This window comes from Paenibacillus sp. FSL F4-0125 (genome assembly GCF_038008565.1).
In the GTDB taxonomy this organism is placed as follows: Bacteria; Bacillota; Bacilli; order Paenibacillales; family Paenibacillaceae; genus Paenibacillus_AQ.
In genome coordinates this window covers 128,407-151,020 of sequence record NZ_JBBOZJ010000001.1, presented here as the reverse complement: position 1 = coordinate 151,020, position 22,614 = coordinate 128,407, and the positions used below count along the sequence as shown (strand labels likewise).

General features: G+C 45.9%; 18 protein-coding genes, 1 rRNA gene and 1 other RNA gene. 2 read left to right on the top strand and 18 right to left on the bottom strand.

What is annotated here, in order from left to right:
- Positions 1-58: 58 nt before the first annotated feature.
- From NST74_RS00710 to rpoE, 15 genes are all read right to left on the bottom strand, one after another.
- Positions 59-1,616 (bottom strand): 16S ribosomal RNA (locus NST74_RS00710).
- A gap of 301 nt (positions 1,617-1,917) precedes the next feature.
- Entirely contained in the window at positions 1,918-2,175 is a 258-nt protein-coding gene (locus tag NST74_RS00705; RefSeq protein WP_375105323.1) for a pro-sigmaK processing inhibitor BofA family protein, read from the bottom strand.
- Between the two features lie 41 nt (positions 2,176-2,216).
- Positions 2,217-2,468 carry a DUF2508 family protein gene (locus NST74_RS00700; protein WP_042123251.1) on the bottom strand — a complete coding sequence of 84 codons (252 nt, stop codon included), beginning with the start codon at positions 2,466-2,468 and terminating at the stop codon, positions 2,217-2,219.
- Between the two features lie 138 nt (positions 2,469-2,606).
- Complete coding sequence (gene recR, locus NST74_RS00695; protein WP_042123249.1) at positions 2,607-3,206, bottom strand: recombination mediator RecR; 600 nt, start codon at positions 3,204-3,206, stop codon at positions 2,607-2,609.
- Positions 3,207-3,244: 38 nt separating this feature from the next.
- Positions 3,245-3,556, bottom strand: coding sequence for a YbaB/EbfC family nucleoid-associated protein (locus NST74_RS00690; protein WP_036679924.1), 312 nt, complete (start codon positions 3,554-3,556; stop codon positions 3,245-3,247).
- A 47-nt stretch (positions 3,557-3,603) separates the two neighbouring features.
- The gene (dnaX, locus tag NST74_RS00685) at positions 3,604-5,379 is read right to left on the bottom strand and encodes a DNA polymerase III subunit gamma/tau (RefSeq protein WP_341109995.1); all 1,776 of its coding nucleotides are present in this window, start codon (positions 5,377-5,379) and stop codon (positions 3,604-3,606) included.
- A 137-nt stretch (positions 5,380-5,516) separates the two neighbouring features.
- An RNA gene (gene ffs, locus NST74_RS00680) (signal recognition particle sRNA large type) lies at positions 5,517-5,785 on the bottom strand.
- Between the two features lie 117 nt (positions 5,786-5,902).
- Complete coding sequence (gene rpmE / locus NST74_RS00675) at positions 5,903-6,100, bottom strand: 50S ribosomal protein L31 (protein ID WP_042123239.1); 198 nt, start codon at positions 6,098-6,100, stop codon at positions 5,903-5,905.
- A 131-nt stretch (positions 6,101-6,231) separates the two neighbouring features.
- A complete protein-coding gene (locus NST74_RS00670) occupies positions 6,232-7,509 on the bottom strand; it encodes a radical SAM protein (protein ID WP_341109994.1) in 1,278 nt (425 codons plus the stop codon).
- A 25-nt stretch (positions 7,510-7,534) separates the two neighbouring features.
- The gene (rho, locus tag NST74_RS00665; RefSeq protein WP_042123234.1) at positions 7,535-8,887 is read right to left on the bottom strand and encodes a transcription termination factor Rho; all 1,353 of its coding nucleotides are present in this window, start codon (positions 8,885-8,887) and stop codon (positions 7,535-7,537) included.
- A 163-nt stretch (positions 8,888-9,050) separates the two neighbouring features.
- The gene (locus NST74_RS00660) at positions 9,051-10,304 is read right to left on the bottom strand and encodes a UDP-N-acetylglucosamine 1-carboxyvinyltransferase (RefSeq protein ID WP_042123233.1); all 1,254 of its coding nucleotides are present in this window, start codon (positions 10,302-10,304) and stop codon (positions 9,051-9,053) included.
- A 187-nt stretch (positions 10,305-10,491) separates the two neighbouring features.
- Positions 10,492-11,346 (bottom strand): class II fructose-1,6-bisphosphate aldolase, encoded by an 855-nt coding sequence (gene fba / locus NST74_RS00655; RefSeq protein ID WP_036679934.1) that lies wholly within the window; start codon positions 11,344-11,346, stop codon positions 10,492-10,494.
- A 208-nt stretch (positions 11,347-11,554) separates the two neighbouring features.
- Positions 11,555-11,941 (bottom strand): response regulator, encoded by a 387-nt coding sequence (locus NST74_RS00650; RefSeq protein WP_042123230.1) that lies wholly within the window; start codon positions 11,939-11,941, stop codon positions 11,555-11,557.
- 371 nt (positions 11,942-12,312) lie between these two features.
- Positions 12,313-13,920: a CTP synthase gene (locus tag NST74_RS00645; protein ID WP_042123227.1), complete on the bottom strand. Its 1,608-nt coding sequence runs from the start codon at positions 13,918-13,920 to the stop codon at positions 12,313-12,315.
- Between the two features lie 325 nt (positions 13,921-14,245).
- The gene (gene rpoE, locus NST74_RS00640) at positions 14,246-14,794 is read right to left on the bottom strand and encodes a DNA-directed RNA polymerase subunit delta (RefSeq protein WP_042123225.1); all 549 of its coding nucleotides are present in this window, start codon (positions 14,792-14,794) and stop codon (positions 14,246-14,248) included.
- 459 nt (positions 14,795-15,253) lie between these two features.
- Here rpoE and NST74_RS00635 point away from each other — a divergent pair, with 459 nt between their 5' ends.
- Positions 15,254-16,423, top strand: coding sequence for a S8 family peptidase (locus NST74_RS00635; RefSeq protein WP_341109993.1), 1,170 nt, complete (start codon positions 15,254-15,256; stop codon positions 16,421-16,423).
- A gap of 126 nt (positions 16,424-16,549) precedes the next feature.
- On the opposite strand, the gene argS is transcribed toward NST74_RS00635, so the two are convergent.
- The 3 genes from argS to NST74_RS00620 form a co-directional block, all read right to left on the bottom strand.
- On the bottom strand, positions 16,550-18,235 hold the full coding sequence (gene argS / locus NST74_RS00630) for an arginine--tRNA ligase (RefSeq protein WP_042123222.1): 1,686 nt from the start codon (positions 18,233-18,235) through the stop codon (positions 16,550-16,552).
- On the bottom strand, positions 18,232-18,675 hold the full coding sequence (locus NST74_RS00625; RefSeq protein ID WP_341109992.1) for a DUF1934 domain-containing protein: 444 nt from the start codon (positions 18,673-18,675) through the stop codon (positions 18,232-18,234). The genes argS and NST74_RS00625 overlap by 4 nt, the downstream gene beginning before the upstream one ends.
- Before the next feature lie 334 nt (positions 18,676-19,009).
- Entirely contained in the window at positions 19,010-20,194 is a 1,185-nt protein-coding gene (locus tag NST74_RS00620) for a hypothetical protein (RefSeq protein ID WP_341109991.1), read from the bottom strand.
- Positions 20,195-20,418: 224 nt separating this feature from the next.
- Here NST74_RS00620 and NST74_RS00615 point away from each other — a divergent pair, with 224 nt between their 5' ends.
- Positions 20,419-22,479, top strand: coding sequence for a transglycosylase domain-containing protein (locus NST74_RS00615; protein WP_341109990.1), 2,061 nt, complete (start codon positions 20,419-20,421; stop codon positions 22,477-22,479).
- Positions 22,480-22,614: the final 135 nt, after the last annotated feature.

Below are 22,614 nucleotides of genomic sequence, written 5' to 3'. Positions count from 1 at the left end.
TTGTGGAAGTTAAACTTCCGATTTGAATGTCTCCACTTCCGAAGACGATTCTCCATAGAAAGGAGGTGATCCAGCCGCACCTTCCGATACGGCTACCTTGTTACGACTTCACCCCAATCATCTACCCCACCTTCGGCGGCTGGCTCCCTTGCGGGTTACCCCACCGACTTCGGGTGTTGTAAACTCTCGTGGTGTGACGGGCGGTGTGTACAAGACCCGGGAACGTATTCACCGCGGCATGCTGATCCGCGATTACTAGCAATTCCGACTTCATGCAGGCGAGTTGCAGCCTGCAATCCGAACTGAGACCGGCTTTGATGGGATTGGCTCCACCTCGCGGCTTCGCTTCCCGTTGTACCGGCCATTGTAGTACGTGTGTAGCCCAGGTCATAAGGGGCATGATGATTTGACGTCATCCCCACCTTCCTCCGGTTTGTCACCGGCAGTCACTCTAGAGTGCCCAACATTACTTGCTGGCAACTAAAGTTAAGGGTTGCGCTCGTTGCGGGACTTAACCCAACATCTCACGACACGAGCTGACGACAACCATGCACCACCTGTCTCCTCTGTCCCGAAGGCCGCTGCTATCTCTAGCAGATTCAGAGGGATGTCAAGACCTGGTAAGGTTCTTCGCGTTGCTTCGAATTAAACCACATACTCCACTGCTTGTGCGGGTCCCCGTCAATTCCTTTGAGTTTCAGTCTTGCGACCGTACTCCCCAGGCGGAGTGCTTACTGTGTTAACTTCGGCACCAAGGGTATCGAAACCCCTAACACCTAGCACTCATCGTTTACGGCGTGGACTACCAGGGTATCTAATCCTGTTTGCTCCCCACGCTTTCGCGCCTCAGCGTCAGTTACAGCCCAGAAAGTCGCCTTCGCCACTGGTGTTCCTCCACATATCTACGCATTTCACCGCTACACGTGGAATTCCACTTTCCTCTTCTGTACTCAAGTCACCCAGTTTCCAGTGCGACCTTAGGTTGAGCCCAAGGTTTAAACACCAGACTTAAATGACCGCCTGCGCGCGCTTTACGCCCAATAATTCCGGACAACGCTTGCCCCCTACGTATTACCGCGGCTGCTGGCACGTAGTTAGCCGGGGCTTTCTTCTCAGGTACCGTCACTCCGGTAGCAGTTACTCTACCGGACGTTCTTCCCTGGCAACAGAGCTTTACGATCCGAAAACCTTCATCACTCACGCGGCGTTGCTCCGTCAGACTTTCGTCCATTGCGGAAGATTCCCTACTGCTGCCTCCCGTAGGAGTCTGGGCCGTGTCTCAGTCCCAGTGTGGCCGTTCACCCTCTCAGGTCGGCTACGCATCGTCGCCTTGGTGGGCCGTTACCCCACCAACTAGCTAATGCGCCGCAGGCCCATCCCTCAGTGACAGATTGCTCCGTCTTTCATTCTTTCTTCAGGAGAAAAAAGAAATTATCCGGTATTAGCTACCGTTTCCGGTAGTTATCCCAGCCTAAGGGGCAGGTTGCCTACGTGTTACTCACCCGTCCGCCGCTAAGTTATTTTGAAAGCAAGCTTTCAAAATAACTCCGCTCGACTTGCATGTATTAGGCACGCCGCCAGCGTTCGTCCTGAGCCAGGATCAAACTCTCCAATTAGTATTGAAAAGAGCGATATGCTCATTTTGAAACATCTGACGAGAAAATTAATTCTCTAATTTTGGATTTCACTTTCGTGATTTCCCACTCACTCGTTGTTCAGTTTTCAAAGATCAATGTCTCATCTTTCGTTGTCGTCGCTTGTCAGCAGCGACCTTTATAATATATCACAGCACCTTTGTTTTCGTCAAGCGTTTTTTTAATTTCTTTTTTCGCTTACCGTTTCAGCAAGTTGTTAATCAACATCTTGTCCAAAGGGGCGAGACTTAATGTATCATATTTTTCAAACCCACGTCAAGCTTTAAAACAAAATTATTCTTAATCCCATTAACATTACTACTCCTGGAAGGCCAAGAATCGTTACTGCGCCTATGGTTGCGGGGTTTAGTGGAATATGAACCTGTGTGATCAACCCCGAGAAATTCACTACATATATCGCTAGTGCAGCTAGCACCAAATGAGCGCCGAATAAACTAAGCCATCCAAATCCAAGTTTTTTTCGGAACACAATTACACTCAACAACACAACCGATAAGACCAGTACTCCTATAGCTAACATCTTTAGCATAATAATCCTCCTTATATTTTTTTGACTAGTGCCTACATCTGACTGCTATTTAACCCCATGCTTTTTGCATGCTTGAGATGTATCTGATATTTACGCTCTGCCGCCTCCAGGATATAAATAGCGTAATCAATTTGATCTTGACCCAACGCTTCATCAAACATTAGGTACGCTCTCTCCCACTCTGAATGCGCCTTGCGAACCTCCAATAACGTTTCCCAACCCTCAGACTCTCTTCTTCCCTGTTCTTTATCTACGCCCCGCCACAACACGCTCCACCATCCCATTACCAATTCCTCCTCAGAATAATTTCGATGCAAAATTACATCTCGTTATTCTCATTCATATCGGGATAGGGACAAACTTAGAACAAAAAAAAAGGAAGCCCAAGGGGCCTCCTTTTGAAAAACATAACTTTAGAGCTACTAGAATAGCTCACGACGGCCTTCTAACGCCTTGGACAAGGTAACCTCGTCGGCGTATTCAAGATCGCCACCAACAGGCAAGCCATGGGCTATTCTGGTGATTTTAATCTCAAACGGCCGAACTAGACGAGAAATATACATCGCCGTTGCCTCACCCTCAATGTTGGGGTTGGTCGCCATGATAAGCTCACTTACTCTTTCATCACTCAAACGAGTCAATAATTCCTTCAAACGAATATCATCAGGACCTATACCTTCCATAGGTGAAATCGCACCCTGAAGAACGTGATAATACCCATTAAACTCTTTGGTTCGTTCTATTGCCACCAAATCCTTGGAGTCTTGAATCACACAGATTACTGAAGGATCTCTGGTTTTGTCCTGACATATCTTACACGGGTCAGTATCCGTAATATTACAGCAGACAGAGCAATAATGAAGATTACGTTTGACGCTTACTAGCGCTTTAGCAAAATCAATGACGTCATCCTCTTTCATGTTAAGCACATGAAAGGCTAACCGGGCGGCTGTCTTAGGCCCAATCCCGGGCAAGCGCGTGAAAGCATCGATCAGCTTGGCTAGCGGTTCGGGATAATACAAATTTATTATTCTCCTTTAAACGAAAGTGGAGTGAGTGATTAGAACAAACCTGGGATCTTCATTCCACCAGTAAATTTACCCATATCATTGTTTGCAAGCTCTTCAGCTTGAGTCAAAGCATCATTAACCGCAGTAATTACTAAATCTTGCAGCATTTCAACATCTTCCGGATCAACAGCTTCCGGCTTAATTTGAATAGAAAGCAATTTTTTGTGACCATTCACTTGAACTGTAACTACACCGCCACCAGATGAGCCCTCAATTACTTTGCCACCTAGCTCTTCTTGAGCTTTAAGCATTTGCTCCTGCATTTTCTTAACTTGCTTCATCATTTGGTTCATATTATTCATACATCATCTCTCCTTTGGGATGCGCTATCTGCGCTAGTATGCTTACATTACTCTTTTATGACAACAAGGTCTTCTCCAAAAAGCTGGATAGCCTCATCAATCCAAGGTTCAGATTTCGCTTCTGTAGTGTCATGTTCATGTTCTAGCCGTAACTCTTCTTTGCCAGGCTGTCCCACTGACTTCTGAGCTGCTTCGTTCCAGTCGCGTTGCATAATAGTTACCAGTTTATAAGGTTTACCAAGACGTGCTGCAAACACATTCTCAATGACCTGTCTGTTGGCCGGCTTCTCCGTTGTATCGCGATGAATCGTGTTCTTGAATGCAACAAGCACTGCATCGTCCATTACTGATACAGGCTCACCGTCTACAAACCACGCATGAACCGTTACTTTCTCCTCTTTTACCCCTTGCAAGACAAGACTCCACTGTTTGTAGATAGCTGCAAAATCAGGACTATCCTTACCAGCAATGAACTTATCTACATTTGGAGGCATTTTGGAGCTTGCAGATATTCTCGGCGCAGAACTTGGAGCCGGATGCGATTTCGCAGAAGAGGCACCATCTCGCCCACCACCAGAAACGCCGCCGGACTGCAACGCCTGTTCCAGCTTTTTCTCCAGCGCAGCAATCTGTTTCTTGAGCAGATCCAATTCGCCAGAGTGAACCGCAGGAGCATTTGCCCCTGATCCAGGCTGCAATGCACCTAACGGAGCAGCTGTTACGGTCTCACCTTCATCTTGCTGCAAGCTACAAAGCTTCATCAACGCAACTTCAAACAACGTCTGCGGATGTGTAGCATACTTCATTTCACCTAGGTACTTATTAAGTGTATCAACGATCTGAAACAGACGATCCCGAGAAAATGCGGTGGCCATATCTTTAAATTCAGCGGGATTAAGCACTCGCTCAGTCAGTTGGTCGGCCCCGGGTACCATCTTAATCATCAATAAATCACGGAAATAATACATAAGATTCTCTAGACATTTATCAGCACTCTTACCTTCATGCATAAGCTGTTCAACAAGCTCCAGAAGAAGACCCATATCACCTTCCAGGATAGCAGTTGCAAGACGTGCAAATTGCTCAGAGGGTATCCCTCCGGTCATCCCAAGCACTTGTTCGTACGTAACTTTGCCATCTGTAAAAGATGAAATCTGATCCAGCAAACTCACTGCATCACGCATACCTCCATCAGAAAGACGGGCAATATACTGCAATGCGTTAACATCGGCTGTAATCCCTTCCTTCTCACAGATAGCGCTTAGATGAGCTGTCTGTTCTTCCAAAGCTACTCTACGGAAATCAAAGCGCTGACAACGAGAGATGATCGTCGCTGGTAATTTATGAGGTTCCGTAGTCGCAAGGATAAACATTGCATGTGACGGCGGTTCCTCCAATGTCTTTAATAGCGCATTAAATGCTTCTGTTGTCAGCATATGCACTTCATCAATAATATACACTTTACGGCGCACCTCGGTAGGTGCATATTTCACCTTATCCCGGAGATCACGAATTTCTTCTACACCCCGGTTCGATGCCGCATCTATTTCCTGCACATCCATCACATTGCCCGCAGTGATTCGCAAGCAGGAAGGACACTCGTTGCAAGGCTCCGGACCTGGCCCTCGTTCACAATTGACCGCTTTCGCTAAGACTTTAGCAGCACTTGTCTTACCCGTTCCGCGCGGACCACTGAACAGATAGGCATGCGAAACCCGCTGTTCACGAATTGCGTTCTGCAGCGTTTGGATAATGTGCTGTTGTCCAACCATGTCTTGAAACGACTGCGGCCGCCAAGCACGGTACAGCGCGATATGTTCCACTATGCATTACCCTCTCTTAGGCTGCCTCTTTCCCGGCATTTGTCGCAAATTTATTATACTATATTCATCGGCTATTGACCAAAAACAAAAAGCATCTTTGCTTGTGGCAAAGATGCTGTTATAAACAGAAATATAAACCGTGCACCTGTTATTGATGACTACGATCCAAGCGGCAACCCTACATGACTGCTCGGGCTAGGCCACCCTCCGGCACAAGAGTAAACTTACTTATGGCTGCTTCCTTCCGGACCTGACCAGGTTCATAAGCACTCATTGCGGAGGACCCAACCGTCAACACAGCCCGTAGGAACCAAGGCCTCACATCGATAGCACCTCTAACAGGAATTCAACCTCGCTACAGCGGATTGCGAGTTACAGGGCACCGCTACCTCCCCGTCTAGCACGGCGAAGATAAGTATAGCTCACGATCAGACAAAAATCAACTCCAAGACATAAAATGAGCCCCTCAGCGAGAAAGCTGGGGGCTCGATCTAACCATTAAGCCGCTAAGCGGCTATTCCAATTAGATACCGTATTTCTTCTTGAATTTATCAACGCGACCGCCGGCATCCAGGAACTTCTGCTTGCCAGTGAAGAAAGGATGGCAGCTGGAGCAAATTTCAACACGAAGCTCTTGTTTAACAGAGCCAGCTTCGAAAGAGTTGCCACATGCGCAGGTTACCTTAGTTAAGTTATACTTTGGTTGAATTGCTGCTTGCATTTTGAATTTCACCTCTCATGCCCTAAGCCTCATGCGGACCCAGAGTTATATGATTACACTGTGGTATTTTAGCACGAAAAATTCAATTGATCAATATGTTTCATTGGTAATTCATTGGTACATTCACTCTATTAGATGTTGAGTTGCCGTTGCTTTACTCGAGCCATATTTGCCGGTGGTACATGCGTGTAGGAACCAATAACAACATCCGGCAATTCATCCCGGAAAATTTCCAGCATCGTCTTCATGCCAAGAATTTCACCCTTAGCAGGGGGGATTAACTCCAAATAACTCTCAGGATCAATATTCAGATTACGCATTTGAATAAGCTTCAGATCCGTTCGTCTTACAAACTCTACCATCGCTTCAATCTCTTCCTCGCGATCAGTCACTCCAGGGAATATGAGATAGTTGATCGATGTGTATACACCTTGCGAGGCAGCATATTTTAAAGACTTCTCTACATTAGCCAATGTGTAGCCACGCGGTTTGTAATAAGCATTGTAATGATCATCTAGGGCACTGATCGTGCTGACACGCATCAAATCCAGCCCAGCATCGACGATTCCACGAATATGATCGTTTAAGCCAGCATTGGTATTGATATTGATGTAGCCCATGTCAGTAATCGAGCGCACTTCACGAATTGCTTCTATAATAAGTTTTGCCTGCGTAGAAGGTTCTCCTTCACAGCCTTGTCCAAAACTGATTATCGATTCAGGCGTCGTCAAATGCTCCAGCATAACTTGTGAAATTTCATTGACGGTTGGTCGGAAATTCATCCGAGTCTGCGGAGATACAAAACCACTATCATCAGGTTGCTCAGAAATACAGCCAAAACATCCAGCATTACATGAATAAGAGACAGGCACACCGCCCTCCCAACGCCCTAAAAAGGTATTGGAGGAAGTGAGGCATTCATAACCAAGCGCACAGTTAGAAAGATGCTCATAGAGACGGTTATCAGGATATTTGGCAGTTAATTCACCAACACTTACCTCAAGGTCCTGTTTATCACAGTTCAGTGGATTCCACTTTTCCGGATTATCAGTTGGGTCCGCCGCAACATAGAACCCGCCATCCTTCCACACTACAGCCGAATACCCAAACAGAGGAAGCTTGTAAGACTTGTCTGTTTTCACATAGCCAGGAAGACACAAGCGAGTATAGCCTTGAGGTAACAAAGCCCCTACAGCCTGCGAACCTTCTGGCAGCGACATCATTTCACCGGTTTCAGGATCCATACCCACCGCCCGTGTACTAGGCAAGCCCACAAGAGTAGCGCCTTCAGGCAGCGGAATCAACTCTTCCTCCAGTATTTCAACGATCATATCCCCACTACGGGCTAGCCCGTACAGTTCAGGATGATCATATACGTTTCCTTGCCCGTCGGCATATACCAAATACATGTTAGTCTCCTCTTATTATCAATTCTCAAGTTGTAGGTACTGAAGAAGTCTTCGCCCGTGTTGTGCGACGAGCAGCTGTACCACTGTTGGAAGTTCCTCCGCTGCTTGCAGTTCCATTTGGTGATTGTTTAGCTCCCGCAACGTCAAAGGAGGCTAAGAATTCAGCATTAGTCTTTGTATCACGCAGCTTTTTGATGAATCCCTCCACAAAATCGTAGGATTCATTCATGTTTTTGCGAATCGCCCAGATTGTATCAAGCTCTTCTTTGCTCAGGAGTACTTCTTCCCGGCGTGTACCTGAACGGCGAATATCAATAGCAGGGAAAATACGGCGTTCTGCCAATTTGCGGTCCAAATGAAGCTCCATGTTACCGGTACCCTTAAACTCTTCATAAATAATGTCATCCATACGTGACCCGGTATCAATTAAGGCCGTTGCTAAAATAGTCAGTGAACCGCCCTCTTCCACATTCCGTGCAGAGCCAAAAAACCGCTTCGGTCGATGAAACGCTGCTGGGTCAATCCCTCCGCTAAGTGTGCGTCCAGATGGCGGAACCACAAGATTATACGCACGCGCCAGACGGGTAATGCTATCTAAAAGAATAACTACGTCCTTCTTGTGCTCAACTAAACGAAGAGCCCTTTGCAACACAAGCTCGGCCACTTTAATATGATTCTCTGGAAGCTCATCAAACGTCGATGCAACCACTTCGCCTTTTACAGAACGTTGCATATCGGTTACTTCTTCAGGACGTTCATCTATTAGCAATACAAAGAGCTCAATCTCAGGATTATTAGTGGAAATACTATTGGCAATTTCTTTCAAGAGGAGCGTTTTTCCTGCTTTAGGAGGTGCTACAATCAAACCCCGCTGCCCCAAACCTACAGGAGCGAGCAAATCCATTATTCGGGTAGACAAATGAGTAGGGGATGTTTCAAGCGGTAGCTTGTCTTGCGGATAAAGTGGTGTTAATGCTGGAAAATGAAGTCGCTCCGCTGCGCTAGCAGGGTTCTCACCATTAACGGCATTGACTTGAAGCAGGCCAAAATATCGTTCATTCTCTTTCGGCGTCCGGCATTTCCCAGATACAAGATCTCCGCTTCTGAGATCAAACTTCCGAATTTGTGAGGCTGAGATATAAATATCTTCAGCGCTGGGCAAATAGTTAATCGGCCTTAGAAATCCATAGCCCTCGGGTAGAATTTCCAGTACGCCTTCCATAAACATAAGACCGCTTTGCTCTGCCTGTGCCCGAAGGATCGCAAAGATCAGTTCCCGTTTCTTCAGCTGTCCGTAATAAGGAATCTGGTATTTCTTGGCCAGCTTATACAACTCGGTCAGCTTCATTTCTTCCAAATCGGAAATTTGAAGATCCATGTAATAACCACCTATTCAATTTTTAAATGAGTTCGCCCTAGTCTATCTACTAGGCAAAATGATGAGTCTATTAAAATGCCCGTTAGGATATTAATACCCAATTTGGAAGGATATATGCGGTAAATCAGCAAATAAACCTCCCTCCAAACGGGATATCCTAATTTTATTCGTTCTCACGCCAAACATGAGCACCTAGTTGTCGAAGGTTACTCACTAAATTATCATAACCACGGTCAATATATTCTACGCCGGTCACCTCGGTGATTCCATCCTCTACCGTCAACCCAGCAATAACAAGAGCAGCACCTGCCCGTAGATCGGTCGCTTTCACTTTTGCAGCATTAAGCTTACCACCCTCAATAATAGCAGAACGGCCTTCAACGCGAATCTTTGCGCCCATTCGTACCAATTCTGGTACATGCTTAAAACGGTTGCTGTAGACGAAATCACTAAGAACACTAACACCTTCTGCCTGCGTCAACATACTTGTCATAGGAGATTGTAAATCTGTAGGAAAGCCAGGATAGGTCAGCGCTTTGACATCTGCATGTTCATATTTAGCTCTACCTATAACACGAATACTTTCATCAAGCTCTTCAATATCAACGCCCATCTCTAAAAGCTTGGCCGTTAATGCTTCCAAGTGCTTAGGAATAACGTTATCTATCAATACATTACCACGCGTAGCCGCAGCGGCAATCATATAAGTTCCTGCTTGTATCCGATCGGGAATAATGGAGTGACGGCAGCCGTGCATTTCCGAGACCCCTTCGATTCGGATGGTTTCTGTACCAGCGCCTTTAATAACAGCGCCCATAGAGTTCAATAGGGTTGCTACATCTATAATCTCAGGCTCTTTAGCCGCATTTTCAATAATTGTGGAGCCTTTGGCACGTGAAGCCGCCAGCATGATGTTAATAGTGGCACCTACGCTTGATACGTCTAAATAAATCTTCGCGCCGCGTAGCTCTTTAGCATATAAGTGGATAGAACCATGTTCGTTTGTAACTGTTGCTCCCAGCGCCTCGAATCCCTTGATATGCTGATCGATTGGACGAGGTTCGAAATTACAACCACCAGGAAGACCTATTGTCGCTTCTTTGAATCTTCCAAGCAGAGCTCCCATCATATAATATGAGGCTCGAAGTTTCTTAACCGGACCATTAGGCATAGGTATAGATACAATACGCGAAGGATCAATTTTCATCTGGTTGCCTGACCAAGATACACTTGCGCCAAGCTCTTGCAAGATTTCAGAGTAAACGGCTACATCACTAAGGGACGGTAAATTATCAAGAACAACTTCAGATTCGGCCAAAATCGCCGCAGGAATAAGTGCAATAGCACTATTCTTTGCTCCACTGATGGTTACAACGCCCTCTAGCGGACGTCCACCGCCAATCATTAATTTTTCCATAGATTTATCAATTTCCCCCTACGTGTATTGCAGCTGTGCGGGCAATACGTGCTGTGGACTTTTAGTGATGAAAATGGAAAGACACCGGCTAAGCGGTGTGCTTTCCTCATCAAACTATTCAACTGGGCAGAGCTACACCCTGCCCTTTACAAATTGCTTGTCCACCTATGGCGGAAGCTAACAATGATTAGGCTTTGTTGTTGGATCCAAATTCGCGGATTTTACCGATAACGGTTTCTTTGATTGCGTCGCGACCTGGTGCGATGAATGTACGTGGATCATAAGCATCCGGTTTAGCAGCTAGAACTTCGCGAACAACTTTTGCAAACACGATTTGGTTCTCAGTGTTTACGTTAATTTTGGAAGTACCCAGGGAGATAGCTTTCTTGATGTCATGTTCAGGAATACCTGTACCACCATGAAGAACCATTGGGATGTTAGTAGCGTCACGGATTTCTTCCATTTCTTTGAATCCGAGGTTAGGCTCACCATGGTAAGGACCATGAACAGAACCTAGAGCAGGAGCCAAAGTGTCGATACCTGTTTCTTTAACAATACGAACGCACTCATCCAGCTTAGCATACATGATGCCGCCGATAACGTCGTCTTCTTGTCCACCAACAGTACCTACTTCTGCTTCTACGGAAACACCTTTAGCATGAGCATATTCAACAACTTTTTTAGTCATATCAATATTCTCATCGATTGGGTGGTGGGAACCGTCGATCATTACGGATGTAAATCCAGCATCAATTGCTGCCTTACATTTATCAAAGCTTGATCCATGGTCAAGGTGGATAGCTACAGGAACTGTGATATTCATATCGATAATTAGACCTTCTACCATCTTAACAACAGTAGTGAAGCCGCCCATGTGACGTGCTGCGCCTTCGGATACACCAAGGATTACTGGTGATTTTTCTTGTTCAGCGGCACCAAGAATAGCTTGAGTCCACTCCAAGTTGTTAATGTTGTACTGACCTACTGCGTATTTTCCTTCAAGTGCTTTGTTCAACATGTCTGTCATAGATACTAATGGCATGGTTTCATCCTCCTAAGAATGTTGGTTGGCTATGTTTTTAAACCGACATCACATACAGGCTTATTATAACACATCCTGAGTCAAATACTAAATAGGATAAACAAAAAAATGTCCCGGTGGGACGATTTTTATCCAACCCGTATAGCAATTAGACTCAACCTGTTTATAATCACCATAACCAAATAGGATCAATACAGAAAATGTCACTTTAACTGCATTGATCTACTGACTTATTATGAAGATGCATATTGACCGCTACCCGCATTTCATCTATGTCAAATGGCTTTGTAAAATGCATCAATGCGCCTAGCTTGGTAGCCTCCTTAATCATATCCAGTTCTCCGTAAGCCGTCATCATAATGACCTTAATGGACGGATTCAGCTCTTTCAGATGCTTCAAAATCTCGAGTCCATCCATTCCCGGTATTTTCATATCGAGCAGAACCAAGTCAGGAGACTCGCTGCGAACAATGTCTAAGGCCAGTTTTCCGTTAGCTGCTTGAAATGTCGTATATCCTTCGCTATTAAATACTTCCATAAGAAGAATCCGAATCCCATTCTGATCATCGACAATTAACACTTTCTTTTTTTCCATATAACACCCTCCCAGAGATTAAGCCAGATTGACTATACCGCGCTCTCCACAGCTAACGGCCCCTTCAGAAATTAACTCCATACGAAACCTATTATTCGTGCTTCAATGCCCAAATCCTTCTAATTGGATAAAATGGGTAAATAAAGAGCCTGAATTGCAATGATGTCATTTTCGGAACTCTCCAAAACGGGTAAACAAGCATAAATGCCTTCGGCGTCCTTAAAAGGACAGTAAGCGTTTAAGCGAGAAATATTGGACATAAAGAATCGGTGAACAACTTATACATTCTAATAATTAAAAAAAGAGCCTCCAATAGGAGGCTCTTCAGATTAATTAAGAACTCGCACGTAAGCTACGATTATGTTTACAACCTATTGCTGTTCGGAATGAGTTAAAGAAGCTTTGACAAATTCACGGAACAAAGGTTGTGGACGGTTCGGACGTGAAGTGAATTCCGGATGGAATTGAACCGACAAGAACCATGGATGTCCAGGAAGTTCTACAATTTCGACCAAACGACCATCTGGTGAGGTTCCGGAAATAACCAGACCTGCTTTTTCAATCTCATCACGGTACGTGTTATTGAACTCATACCGGTGACGGTGACGCTCGTATACCAGTTCATCATCGTAGCAAGACATTGCCAGGGAACCCTCAGCAATCTTACAAGGATACAAACCAAGACGCATAGTACCGCCCATATCTTCAATATCCTTCTGCTCAGGAAGCAAATCGATCAGTGGATATGGTGTGTTCGGATCGATTTCGGAGCTATTCGCACCTTTTAGACCTAGAACAGAACGGCCATATTCGATTACGGAAACTTGCATACCTAGGCAAATTCCGAAGAAAGGTATCAATTTCTCACGGGCATAACGAATCGCGGAGATTTTGCCTTCAATTCCCCGATCACCGAAACCACCAGGAACTAGAATACCGCCAACACCGCGCAGCATTTCGTCCACGTTCTCATCCGTGATTTCTTCTGCATTGACCCAGCGAAGTTTAACTTCTGCATTGGAAGCAAAACCTGCGTGTGAAAGTGACTCAACAACACTCAAATAAGCGTCATGCAAAGCTACATACTTACCAACAATCGCAATTTCCACTGTTTTCTCTAGCTTCTGAATCCGCTCAAGCATACTTTCCCATTCACGCATATCTGGCGCAGGTGTTGTAAGCTTCAGATGGTTAACAACAATCTCGTCCAATCCTTCATCACGAAGATTCAGTGGAACTTCATACAATGTTGAAGCATCGCGGCATTCCACGACAGCATTAGCATCAATATCGCAAAAGAGTGCGATCTTCGCTTTCATATCTGCGGAAAGTTCATATTCCGTACGGCACACGATGACATTCGGTTGAATACCGATACTGCGCAGCTCTTTAACACTGTGTTGTGTCGGTTTTGTTTTCACTTCTCCAGCAGCCTTGATATAAGGGATCAAGGTTACGTGGATATACATCACATTTTCCCGTCCGATATCACTCTTGATTTGACGAATGGCTTCTAGGAACGGAAGACTTTCAATATCACCTACGGTTCCACCAATCTCTGTGATTACAACATCAGAGTTGGTCTCGCGGCCTGCGCGGAACACGCGTTCTTTGATCTCATTCGTAATGTGTGGGATAACTTGTACAGTTCCGCCCAAATACTCTCCACGACGTTCCTTGCTGATTACGGATGAATAGATCTTGCCTGTCGTTACATTGCTGTTCTTTGACAGATTAATATCAATAAACCGTTCATAGTGTCCAAGGTCAAGGTCAGTCTCCGCACCGTCATCTGTTACGAATACTTCACCGTGCTGATAAGGACTCATTGTTCCAGGGTCTACGTTAAGATACGGATCAAATTTCTGAATCGTTACCTTTAGACCTCTGTTTTTGAGCAACCTGCCCAGCGAAGCGGCTGTAATGCCCTTGCCCAGGGAAGACACAACGCCACCCGTTACAAAAATATACTTTGTCACTGTAAAACCCTCCTAAATAAAGTCCAGACATAAAAGCGGCGCATGGTGTTTATCGTAACCCGTTTTACTATCATCAAAACAGGGGAAATCAAAAGTTTAATACACCGGGGAAAACATAAGCGTCGTCCCGCGAATTACATAAAACTACAGCTACTTTGCATCTAAAAAAACAAAAAAGTGACACCCGTAGAACCGGGGCACTTTTTATTTTAAAAAACGCGTTTATTAACTTACATGATAAGCCCATGCAATAGTTTACTCTGACGATCCCCCACTGTCAAGGGAGGAATTATACCTTCAGCGAGACTCTTTGAAATTATTTATCTTACTCGTCAGCTTCGGCATCCTCATCTGAGTCATCTTCTGCATCGTCTTCATCTGTGTCATCTTCGTCTATGTCATCTTCATCGATCACGACATCTTCGTCGACTTCTTCTTCGCTGTCGTCGTCGGAATAGAGGTCGTCGCGATCTTCGTCGATAGCGTCAAAATCCTCTTCTTCAGCAGCGTAGTTTTCTTCTTCTTCAGCAAAGTCGTCGTCTTCCAAATCGTCGTCTTCATCGTTGATGATACGTACGCGTTTGGTGTTACCAACCGGATCATCAGAACGCTCTAGAGGATACCAGCGTTTCAATCCCCAAAGGTTGGTTCCAACACAGGCAAAACGCCCATCAATGTTAATCTCGGTATATAACTGGGCAATAGTATCTTGGCTTTGTTGATCGGTCATGCCGCGCAGCTTGGCTACCTCGACCATCAGATCACGGTAATAATAGGGTGTATTGGCTGCCTTAAGGACTAGAAAAGCCAAATCCACCATCGGCATTTCTTTAACTTTCTCAGGGTCTAGCTTTAAATTGAGTGGCGTACTCACTAAAGGACACTTCCTCTCACGCATTGTTCACATTACGGTTTATTTCAATAATATCCATTAACAAAACTAAGTAAAACCTATTTGACAACAAATTGCAAGTCAAAAGCGGTATCAGCTAACAGAAAGAGTCCTCCAGCACTTATCCGTAGCAGGAACCTGTCTCTATCTTGAAGAAGAATAAATCTAAAACATATGTACCTGGGTGAGACTTTCACTCCCTTTTATTATTAAAAAAGGCGGAGGAAACCCTCCGCGCATGACTGTATCCACGCCAAGGATCGGCTCCTTACGTGATGTTACAAAGAGAGTGTTAATCTCTTCTGTCTATTTTATGTAAAGCGCCGTCTTTTGACACGATGGGCAGCCCATTTCGTTAAAAAAGGGCAAGTTCCCATTCGGACCCCCTCTTCCACTCATACAATATGGCAGCAGGGCACCGAGGAGGGGACAGCAAATCCTATGGACTATCACAAATTTTGGCATATGCTTCTTGAAGAAATATCGGTTGCCCCCAACAATGGTGAGCGGCGTATTCTTACCTTCAATGATCCCCGCCAGTATGCCGGAGCATTTACACAATGGAAGGCTCTGAAAGCGAAGCAGCCCGAGCTGCGGCAAGTACAGGTATCTCCGCTGATCCGGGCCTTCTTTGTGCCTGCTGCCGGAGCTGGAAAACTAATGAGCCGATTTGCAGACCTTCTAAATGTTGAAGAGGATCTACAAATACAAATCCATTCTATAGTTAACGAAAAGAGCGGAACCGCCACACTCCCATGGGGAGTGAAAGCCATTCATGCCCCTCAGGCATGGTCTAAATCAACTGGAGTTCACGTTAAAATCGGCGTAATTGACACAGGCGCTGATTACCGCCATCCCGATCTGAAGCATTCATTAGCCTCTGGGGTCAACTTACTACACCGCGGGATGTTGCCGCTAGACGATAATGGACACGGGACTCATATCGCCGGTACGCTTGCTGCGGCAGGCGGAACACGCGGGATGATGGGCGTAGCTCCACGAGCGTTGCTATATCCAGTCAAGGCCTTTGATCATAGCGGCTCCGCCTATGTGTCGGACATAGTACTGGGCATTGATTGGTGCGTGCAGAACAGAATCGATATCATCAATATGAGCTTCGGAATGAAAACTAGAAGCAAAGCACTTCATAATGTGGTTATAAAAGCGTACCGAGCCGGAATCGCTATCATTGCCTCCTCCGGGAATGATGGCAAGCGTGGCGGAGACTACCCCGCACGTTATCCTGAGACGATTGCCGTGGGTGCCATCGATAAAAGACATCGTGTTGCCGGCTTCAGCAACCGCGGTTCTTACATCGATGTATACGGCCCCGGCGAAGGCGTGCCCTCCTGTTGGTTGAAGGAGGGCTACAAAGAGATGAGCGGCACCTCCATGGCGACCTCGCATGTTACGGGAGCCGCTGCACTGCTGCTCGCGGTGCGACCGGGGCTCTCGCCAAGGGAGCTAAAGCTGCTATTGCGGCGCACCGCATCCCCGGTGCGGCTGCGCAAGGGGCAGCGACGCGCATCCCTCGGCGGCGGCGCTGCCGATGCCCTACGCCTGCTGAAAGCAGGAGTTAGGGCCAAGCGGGCGGTCTCCGCGAACGTATAGACCCTACCCGGGCACCGGGTGGGTCACTCTGACGTGAGCGCAGCTTGTGCCGATGCGAAGAACGGCACATAATAAAATCCGCCTCCGGGGGAACCGGAAGGCGGATTTTTGTCGTTTGATGTTGAATTACATGCGATCCGGTGCAGAAACACCGACAAGACGCAGGACATTAGCAATGGTAGTGCGAGCAGCACCAAGCAAAGCAAGACGCGCTACTGTTTGAGCGGCATCCTCTGTAATTACACGTTCGGCTTTATAATAACTGTGGAACATCGCAGCCAGCTCATATACATAACGGATGAGACGATGTGGAGCATAACCTTCAGCCGCAACAGCGATTTCTGCTGGGAGCTCACCAATTTTGCGCAGCAAGTCATATTCATGCACTGCTGTCAGCTTGGAGAAGTCAATCTCAGCGTAATCAGGAATGGAGATCCCTTGCTCCTCTGCCTGACGGAAGATACTGCAAATACGCGCATGCGCATATTGAACGTAGAATACAGGGTTCTCATTAGAAGTAGAGATCGCCAAATCCATATCGAAATCGAGATGAGAATCCATGCTACGCATGGTGAAGAAATATCGAATCGCGTCGATTCCTACTTCCTCCATCAAATCTTCCATCGTAACCGCTTTGCCGGTACGCTTCGACATTTTAACCTTTTCACCATTCTGGAACAGACTGACCATCTGAGCAATCAGAACCACTAGCTTCTCAGGATCATTTCCAAGTGCTGCCATCGCCGCTTTCATCCGCGGAATATAGCCATGATGATCCGCACCCCAAATGTTAATCATTTTATCGTAACCGCGGCCATACTTATCGCTGTGATAAGCAATGTCCGGTGTAAGGTAGGTATATGTGCCATCGTTCTTAATCAGAACGCGGTCTTTATCATCGCCATACTTAGTCGTTTGCAGCCAGGTTGCCCCGTCCTGCTCATAAACTTCTCCACGATCACGAAGCTCGTCTAGCGAGCGTAACACTTCTCCGTTCTCGTACAGTGAAGTCTCACTGAACCAGATATCGAAGTTTACACGGAATAGTCCCAGATCGCGTTTGATTTTATCGAGCTCTTTATTAAGTCCATAGGTCCGGAAAAAGGCTGCGCGGTCACTTGGGCTCATTTCGAGCAGTGTATCACCCTTTTCAGCCACAAGCTCTTTAGCAAATCCCTTAATGTCCTCGCCATGGTAACCGTCTTCAGGCATTTCTGCTTCTTGGCCCAACTCCTGCAGATAACGAGTTTCAATGGATTTGCACAAGTTGACTACTTGGTTACCGGCATCATTAATATAATATTCCCGTGTCACCTGATAGCCTGCATAATCGAGTACGTTGCAAAGCGCATCGCCGACAGCAGCACCACGAGCATGTCCTAAATGAAGGCTACCCGTTGGATTGGCACTGACGAATTCCATTTCAACCTTCTGACCTTGACCGATGTTAATACGGCCATAATCATCACCCTGCTCAGCAACAAGGCTGATAATTGGGTACAAATAATTCTTGGACAACGTAAAGTTAATAAAGCCTGGTCCGGCAATCTCAGCTTTTTCAATAGAAGCGCTGCTTGTATCCAAATGTTCTATAATTGCCTCAGCAATCTGGCGCGGGTTACGTTTTGCGATTTTGGTCAACTGCATAGCAGCGTTCGTAGCCAAATCACCATGTGCCTTATCTCTTGGTACTTCCAGTACGATATCCGGAACCTCTTCCGGTGCAACAATTCCTGCATTCACAATTGCATCGGCAATGGCTTCTTTTACCCGTTCATTTACAAGCTCCAACGGATTCTTTCTCTGTGTCATAATTTCGGTTCCTCCTGTATATGCAAACTAATAGCAAACTTTCCTGACAATTCATCGTAAACGTACAAATCATATTCCCATTCGACCGTTAAGGAACGCCCTTCGCGAATCACGTCCAGCTTGTTCGTTTCTGTAGAAAGATTAAACTGTGTATATGGCGAACGATAAAATCCCGGTAGACGTCGTCCAGATTGAAAGCTCTGTTCCGACTGTATCCCACCGTGGCGGATTAGCTTTAGCTGATTGCCTGCAATCTTTATTGTTGTACGAACAGAAACTTCCTCTCCTCGAGGGCCCTGCTCTAACTCTTCATATTGAATATATAGATGCGGTCCTTTGGATACTACCTCTCCATTCGCTTTCATAACATTCCGCTGACCCTCTTGAAGGCTTACGAGCGTAATAGAGACGTCATATTTGTCAGACTGTAATTCGGGCATCACACGTTCCTCCATTCTGCAAGCCTCTGCATTCTGCATAAGAAAAACGTCTATCGTGAAACTTAAACATTTTTATATTTTATCAAAGGCCTATTCGCTTTCCCATTGTACACTATATCCAGTTCAAAGAAGCATTTCAATCTTTGAATCCAATAGATCTAGCTTAGCTCATAAAATTTTACCATATTGATGGATAAAAGCACACTTGGAACATGTAGTAAAACTGCACATGAGTGTACCTGGCTTCATAATCACAAAAAAACGGTCCCCTCAGGAACCGTCTAGTTAACTATAACGCTCTGTTAACTCGCTTACTACCTTTACAAATCACCGATTACAAGGACAGAATTTTTAACGAAAACCTAAGCTGCCAAGAAGCGCCACCATCTTTCGTTACATATAACAATGCATAATCGCGCTCGCGAACGGCCAGCCAGCCTTCTTTATTACTAGTGAAAGAGATTACCCCATCATACCCAGCAATCGCCGGAAGATTGGTCCACTGCTTGCCACCGTTATACGTGCGTCCTACCGCTACTTTTTCTGCTGCGTCGGAATAACCCACCAAGAAGGTCGTATTATTCCCTATCAGCTCCAAATTTCCCGGTCTGCCAGACGCAGGCCCTTTATTTACTACAGCTCTTCCACTACCCGGAGCAGGCCCACCCCCAGCTGTTTCCTGAGCGATCACTCTATTCCAGCTTTTACCCTTACTCGTACTTGTATATAGGGAGTATGAGGTTTGACTCATCCCTGAGCCGCCAAAGAGAACCACATCAACTTGATCTCCCTTTGAAGTGATTTGCCCATACTCTGGATCGGTAAAGGCTACCTTTAACGATAAACTCCAAGTTTTGCCACCATCTGTAGTCTTCATTACCCGGTAGCCGGTTCCAGGCACAGTTACAACGGCCCAGCCGGTATTACGATCACTGAAATAAGCACCGCGTGTATTGGATGGGGTTGAAATCTTACTCCAGCTAAGTCCCCCGTCCTTGGTGTAATACGTTGATGCCCTGTTATACCCAAAACCAATCTTACTGTCGATAAAATCGATGCTTTCAAAGCTAACCGCTTTATTCGAAAGTCTTTTCCATTCTGAGCCGCCAGTAGAGGTACTGATTAAATATCGAGCTTGACCATCTTCTACAGAAGCAAGGGCAAAACCATGCACGTTATCGGGAAAATCAATCTGTTTAAAGCTCCATTGGCCTTCATAAATCGCTTGAAAATTGCAGCCTCCATCAGAAGTGCCAATCATAAATCCATTACCTGCTGCCCGTCCGATATCTCCATTCAAAAACTGAACATCAGAAAAGGTAAGCGGTGTGGATACGTCTCCTGAATGCTTATTTTGCAGAGACTGTAGTAGCCCATGGTCTCCAGTGCCGCAAGCCGCAGGCGTGGCTGATGCCGCAGCATGTACAGAAGAAGCTGATGCACCCCAGCCTGAAACCATTATTAACGTCGCCGAAAGGGCGGTTATTGTCGTTCTGTGAATCTTTTTCGTCCAGTTCATAGTGACACCTCCTATTGTATATATACCCTCGCTTTCAATCTCTACTCTTTTATACCTCCTGAAGCACGCATGATCCACCATTGAATAGTCACAAAATGGAAACAGTTTGTCATCTCCTATTTAAATCGCCTCCGGCAATAGTCCCTTTCACAGATCGCCTAGTTATACAATGAATATCCTTCCAGTTCCTATCCCATAATACAAGGAGAAGGGAGTCTGGTGCCATGACACGTGAATCAACAAATCCACCTAAACGAAAAAGCCGCTTCCGCCGTTTATTCCGGCTGCTGCTAGCCATGATTATATTGTTTCTACTGACCACGGGAGCTCTGCTCGGTTACCTATATCAAAAGGATCTTCCTCCCATTGGCGACGATGTGCGCTCCAAGCTACTCGACTCCAGAGGCAATATTCTTGCCACCTTTACCTCAGACGGGCGTAGCCGTGAACCGGTCAAATTAAGTCAAATTTCTCCCCTGCTTATTGAAGCCACACTAGCCGTCGAGGACCGTAAGTTTTACGAGCATTCCGGATTCGATATGAAGGGGATGGCGCGGGCCGTACTCGTCAATCTTGAAGAGGGAAATCGAACACAAGGGGCTAGTACGCTAACTCAACAGCTCGCGAGAAATCTCTATCTATCCCACGAAAAGACATGGACGCGCAAGGCCAAAGAAGCCTTGTATACGATGCAGCTTGAGATGAAATACAGCAAAGATGAAATCTTGAACATGTATTTAAATAACATCTACTATGGTCATGGTGCCTATGGCATTGAAGCAGCCTCTCAGATGTATTTTGGCAAATCTGCAGCAGATTTAGACTTAGCAGAGAGTACCATGCTAGCTGGGATTCCAAAAGGACCGACCTACTATTCGCCATACAATCATTTAGACAACGCTAAAAAACGCCAAAAAATTATTTTGACCGTCATGACTAATTTAGGAGAAATTACGCAAGAAGAAGCGGGGCAGGCTGTGCAGGAAGACTTGAACCTAAAACCACAAGGCCAGAAGGATACCACTGTGGCTGCACCTTATTTCAAAGATTATATCCGCAATCTCGCCATAGAATCTCTTCACATCAGCAGTGATGAGCTGGAACAAGGGGGACTAAATGTTTACACTACCCTTGACCCTGACATGCAGCATGCCGCAGAACAAGCCGTCGACAAAGAGATGGATCAAAAGAGTGATCTGGAGACGGCTCTTGTTTCCATTGATCCTCGAACTGGCTACATTAAAGCAATGGTCGGCGGAAAGAATTATCGTACCAACCAATACAATCATGCTCTAGCCACTACACGTCAGCCTGGCTCATCCTTTAAGCCAATCATGTATTTAGCCGCACTTTCTTCCAAAGAGATGACGGGTCTTTCCGTTTTCAAAAGCCAGCCAACGATGTTCCATTATGATAACAATCGCAAAACCTACCAGCCTCGGAACTTCGGGGATAAGTATCTGGGGGAAATCAACATGCGACAAGCTATTGCAGCATCCGACAATATTTATGCTGTGAATACAATCATGAAGATCGGTGCGGATAAAGTGAGCGAGATGGCAGCCAAGATGGGCATTGACAGCCCGCTTCAAAGTGTTCCTTCACTGGCACTCGGCACCTCACCAATCAGTCCGCTAGAAATGGCTGCAGCTTTTGCTGTTATAGGAAACAGTGGTCAGAAAATGCCCACCACTGCCATTCTAAAAATAACGGATTCAAAGGGTGTGGTCCTGTATGAAGCTCCACAGCCAAAGGGTGAAGCCGTTGTAGAACCTTCTGCCGCCTATGTGTTAACCCGTTTAATGGAAGGAGTATTTGAGACTGGAGGAACTGGGAACCGTGTAGCTTCTATAATCAAACGTCCGGTAGCCGGCAAGACTGGAACTACGGATACAGATGGCTGGATGGTAGGCTTCACCCCCGAGCTATCCACTGCTGTTTGGGTTGGATATGACAAGGGGCGCGACATTACAACTACCGACGGTCGACGGGCAGCTCCAATTTTCGCGGAGTTCACTGAAAAAGCTCTGGAAAATATCCCGCCTAAGATTTTCCCCATTCCAGATGGCGTGGTTAGTGTATACATCAATCCGCAGTCCGGCAAGCTAGCGACAGCAGCCTGTCCCGAAAAAGAACTAGAGACTTTCATTAGTGGAACTGAGCCCACCGAATACTGTGATCAGCACGGCAAAGGTCCCGCTGTCGATGATGCACAAAGCAAAGTAGATCCTGCTGAAGAAAATCGTTCCCTGTGGAACAATATTAAGCGCTGGTGGTTGAATTAGCCCTCTTCATTTATTGAAGAGGTTTTTCTTTTTTATAACTTATTTATTACAGAATTGATAGGATGGGCAAATTAAGTTTTCACTTCTCCCGCAAAGGATGTAACCGCTTCATTTTATGTAATCACCCCATTCTCT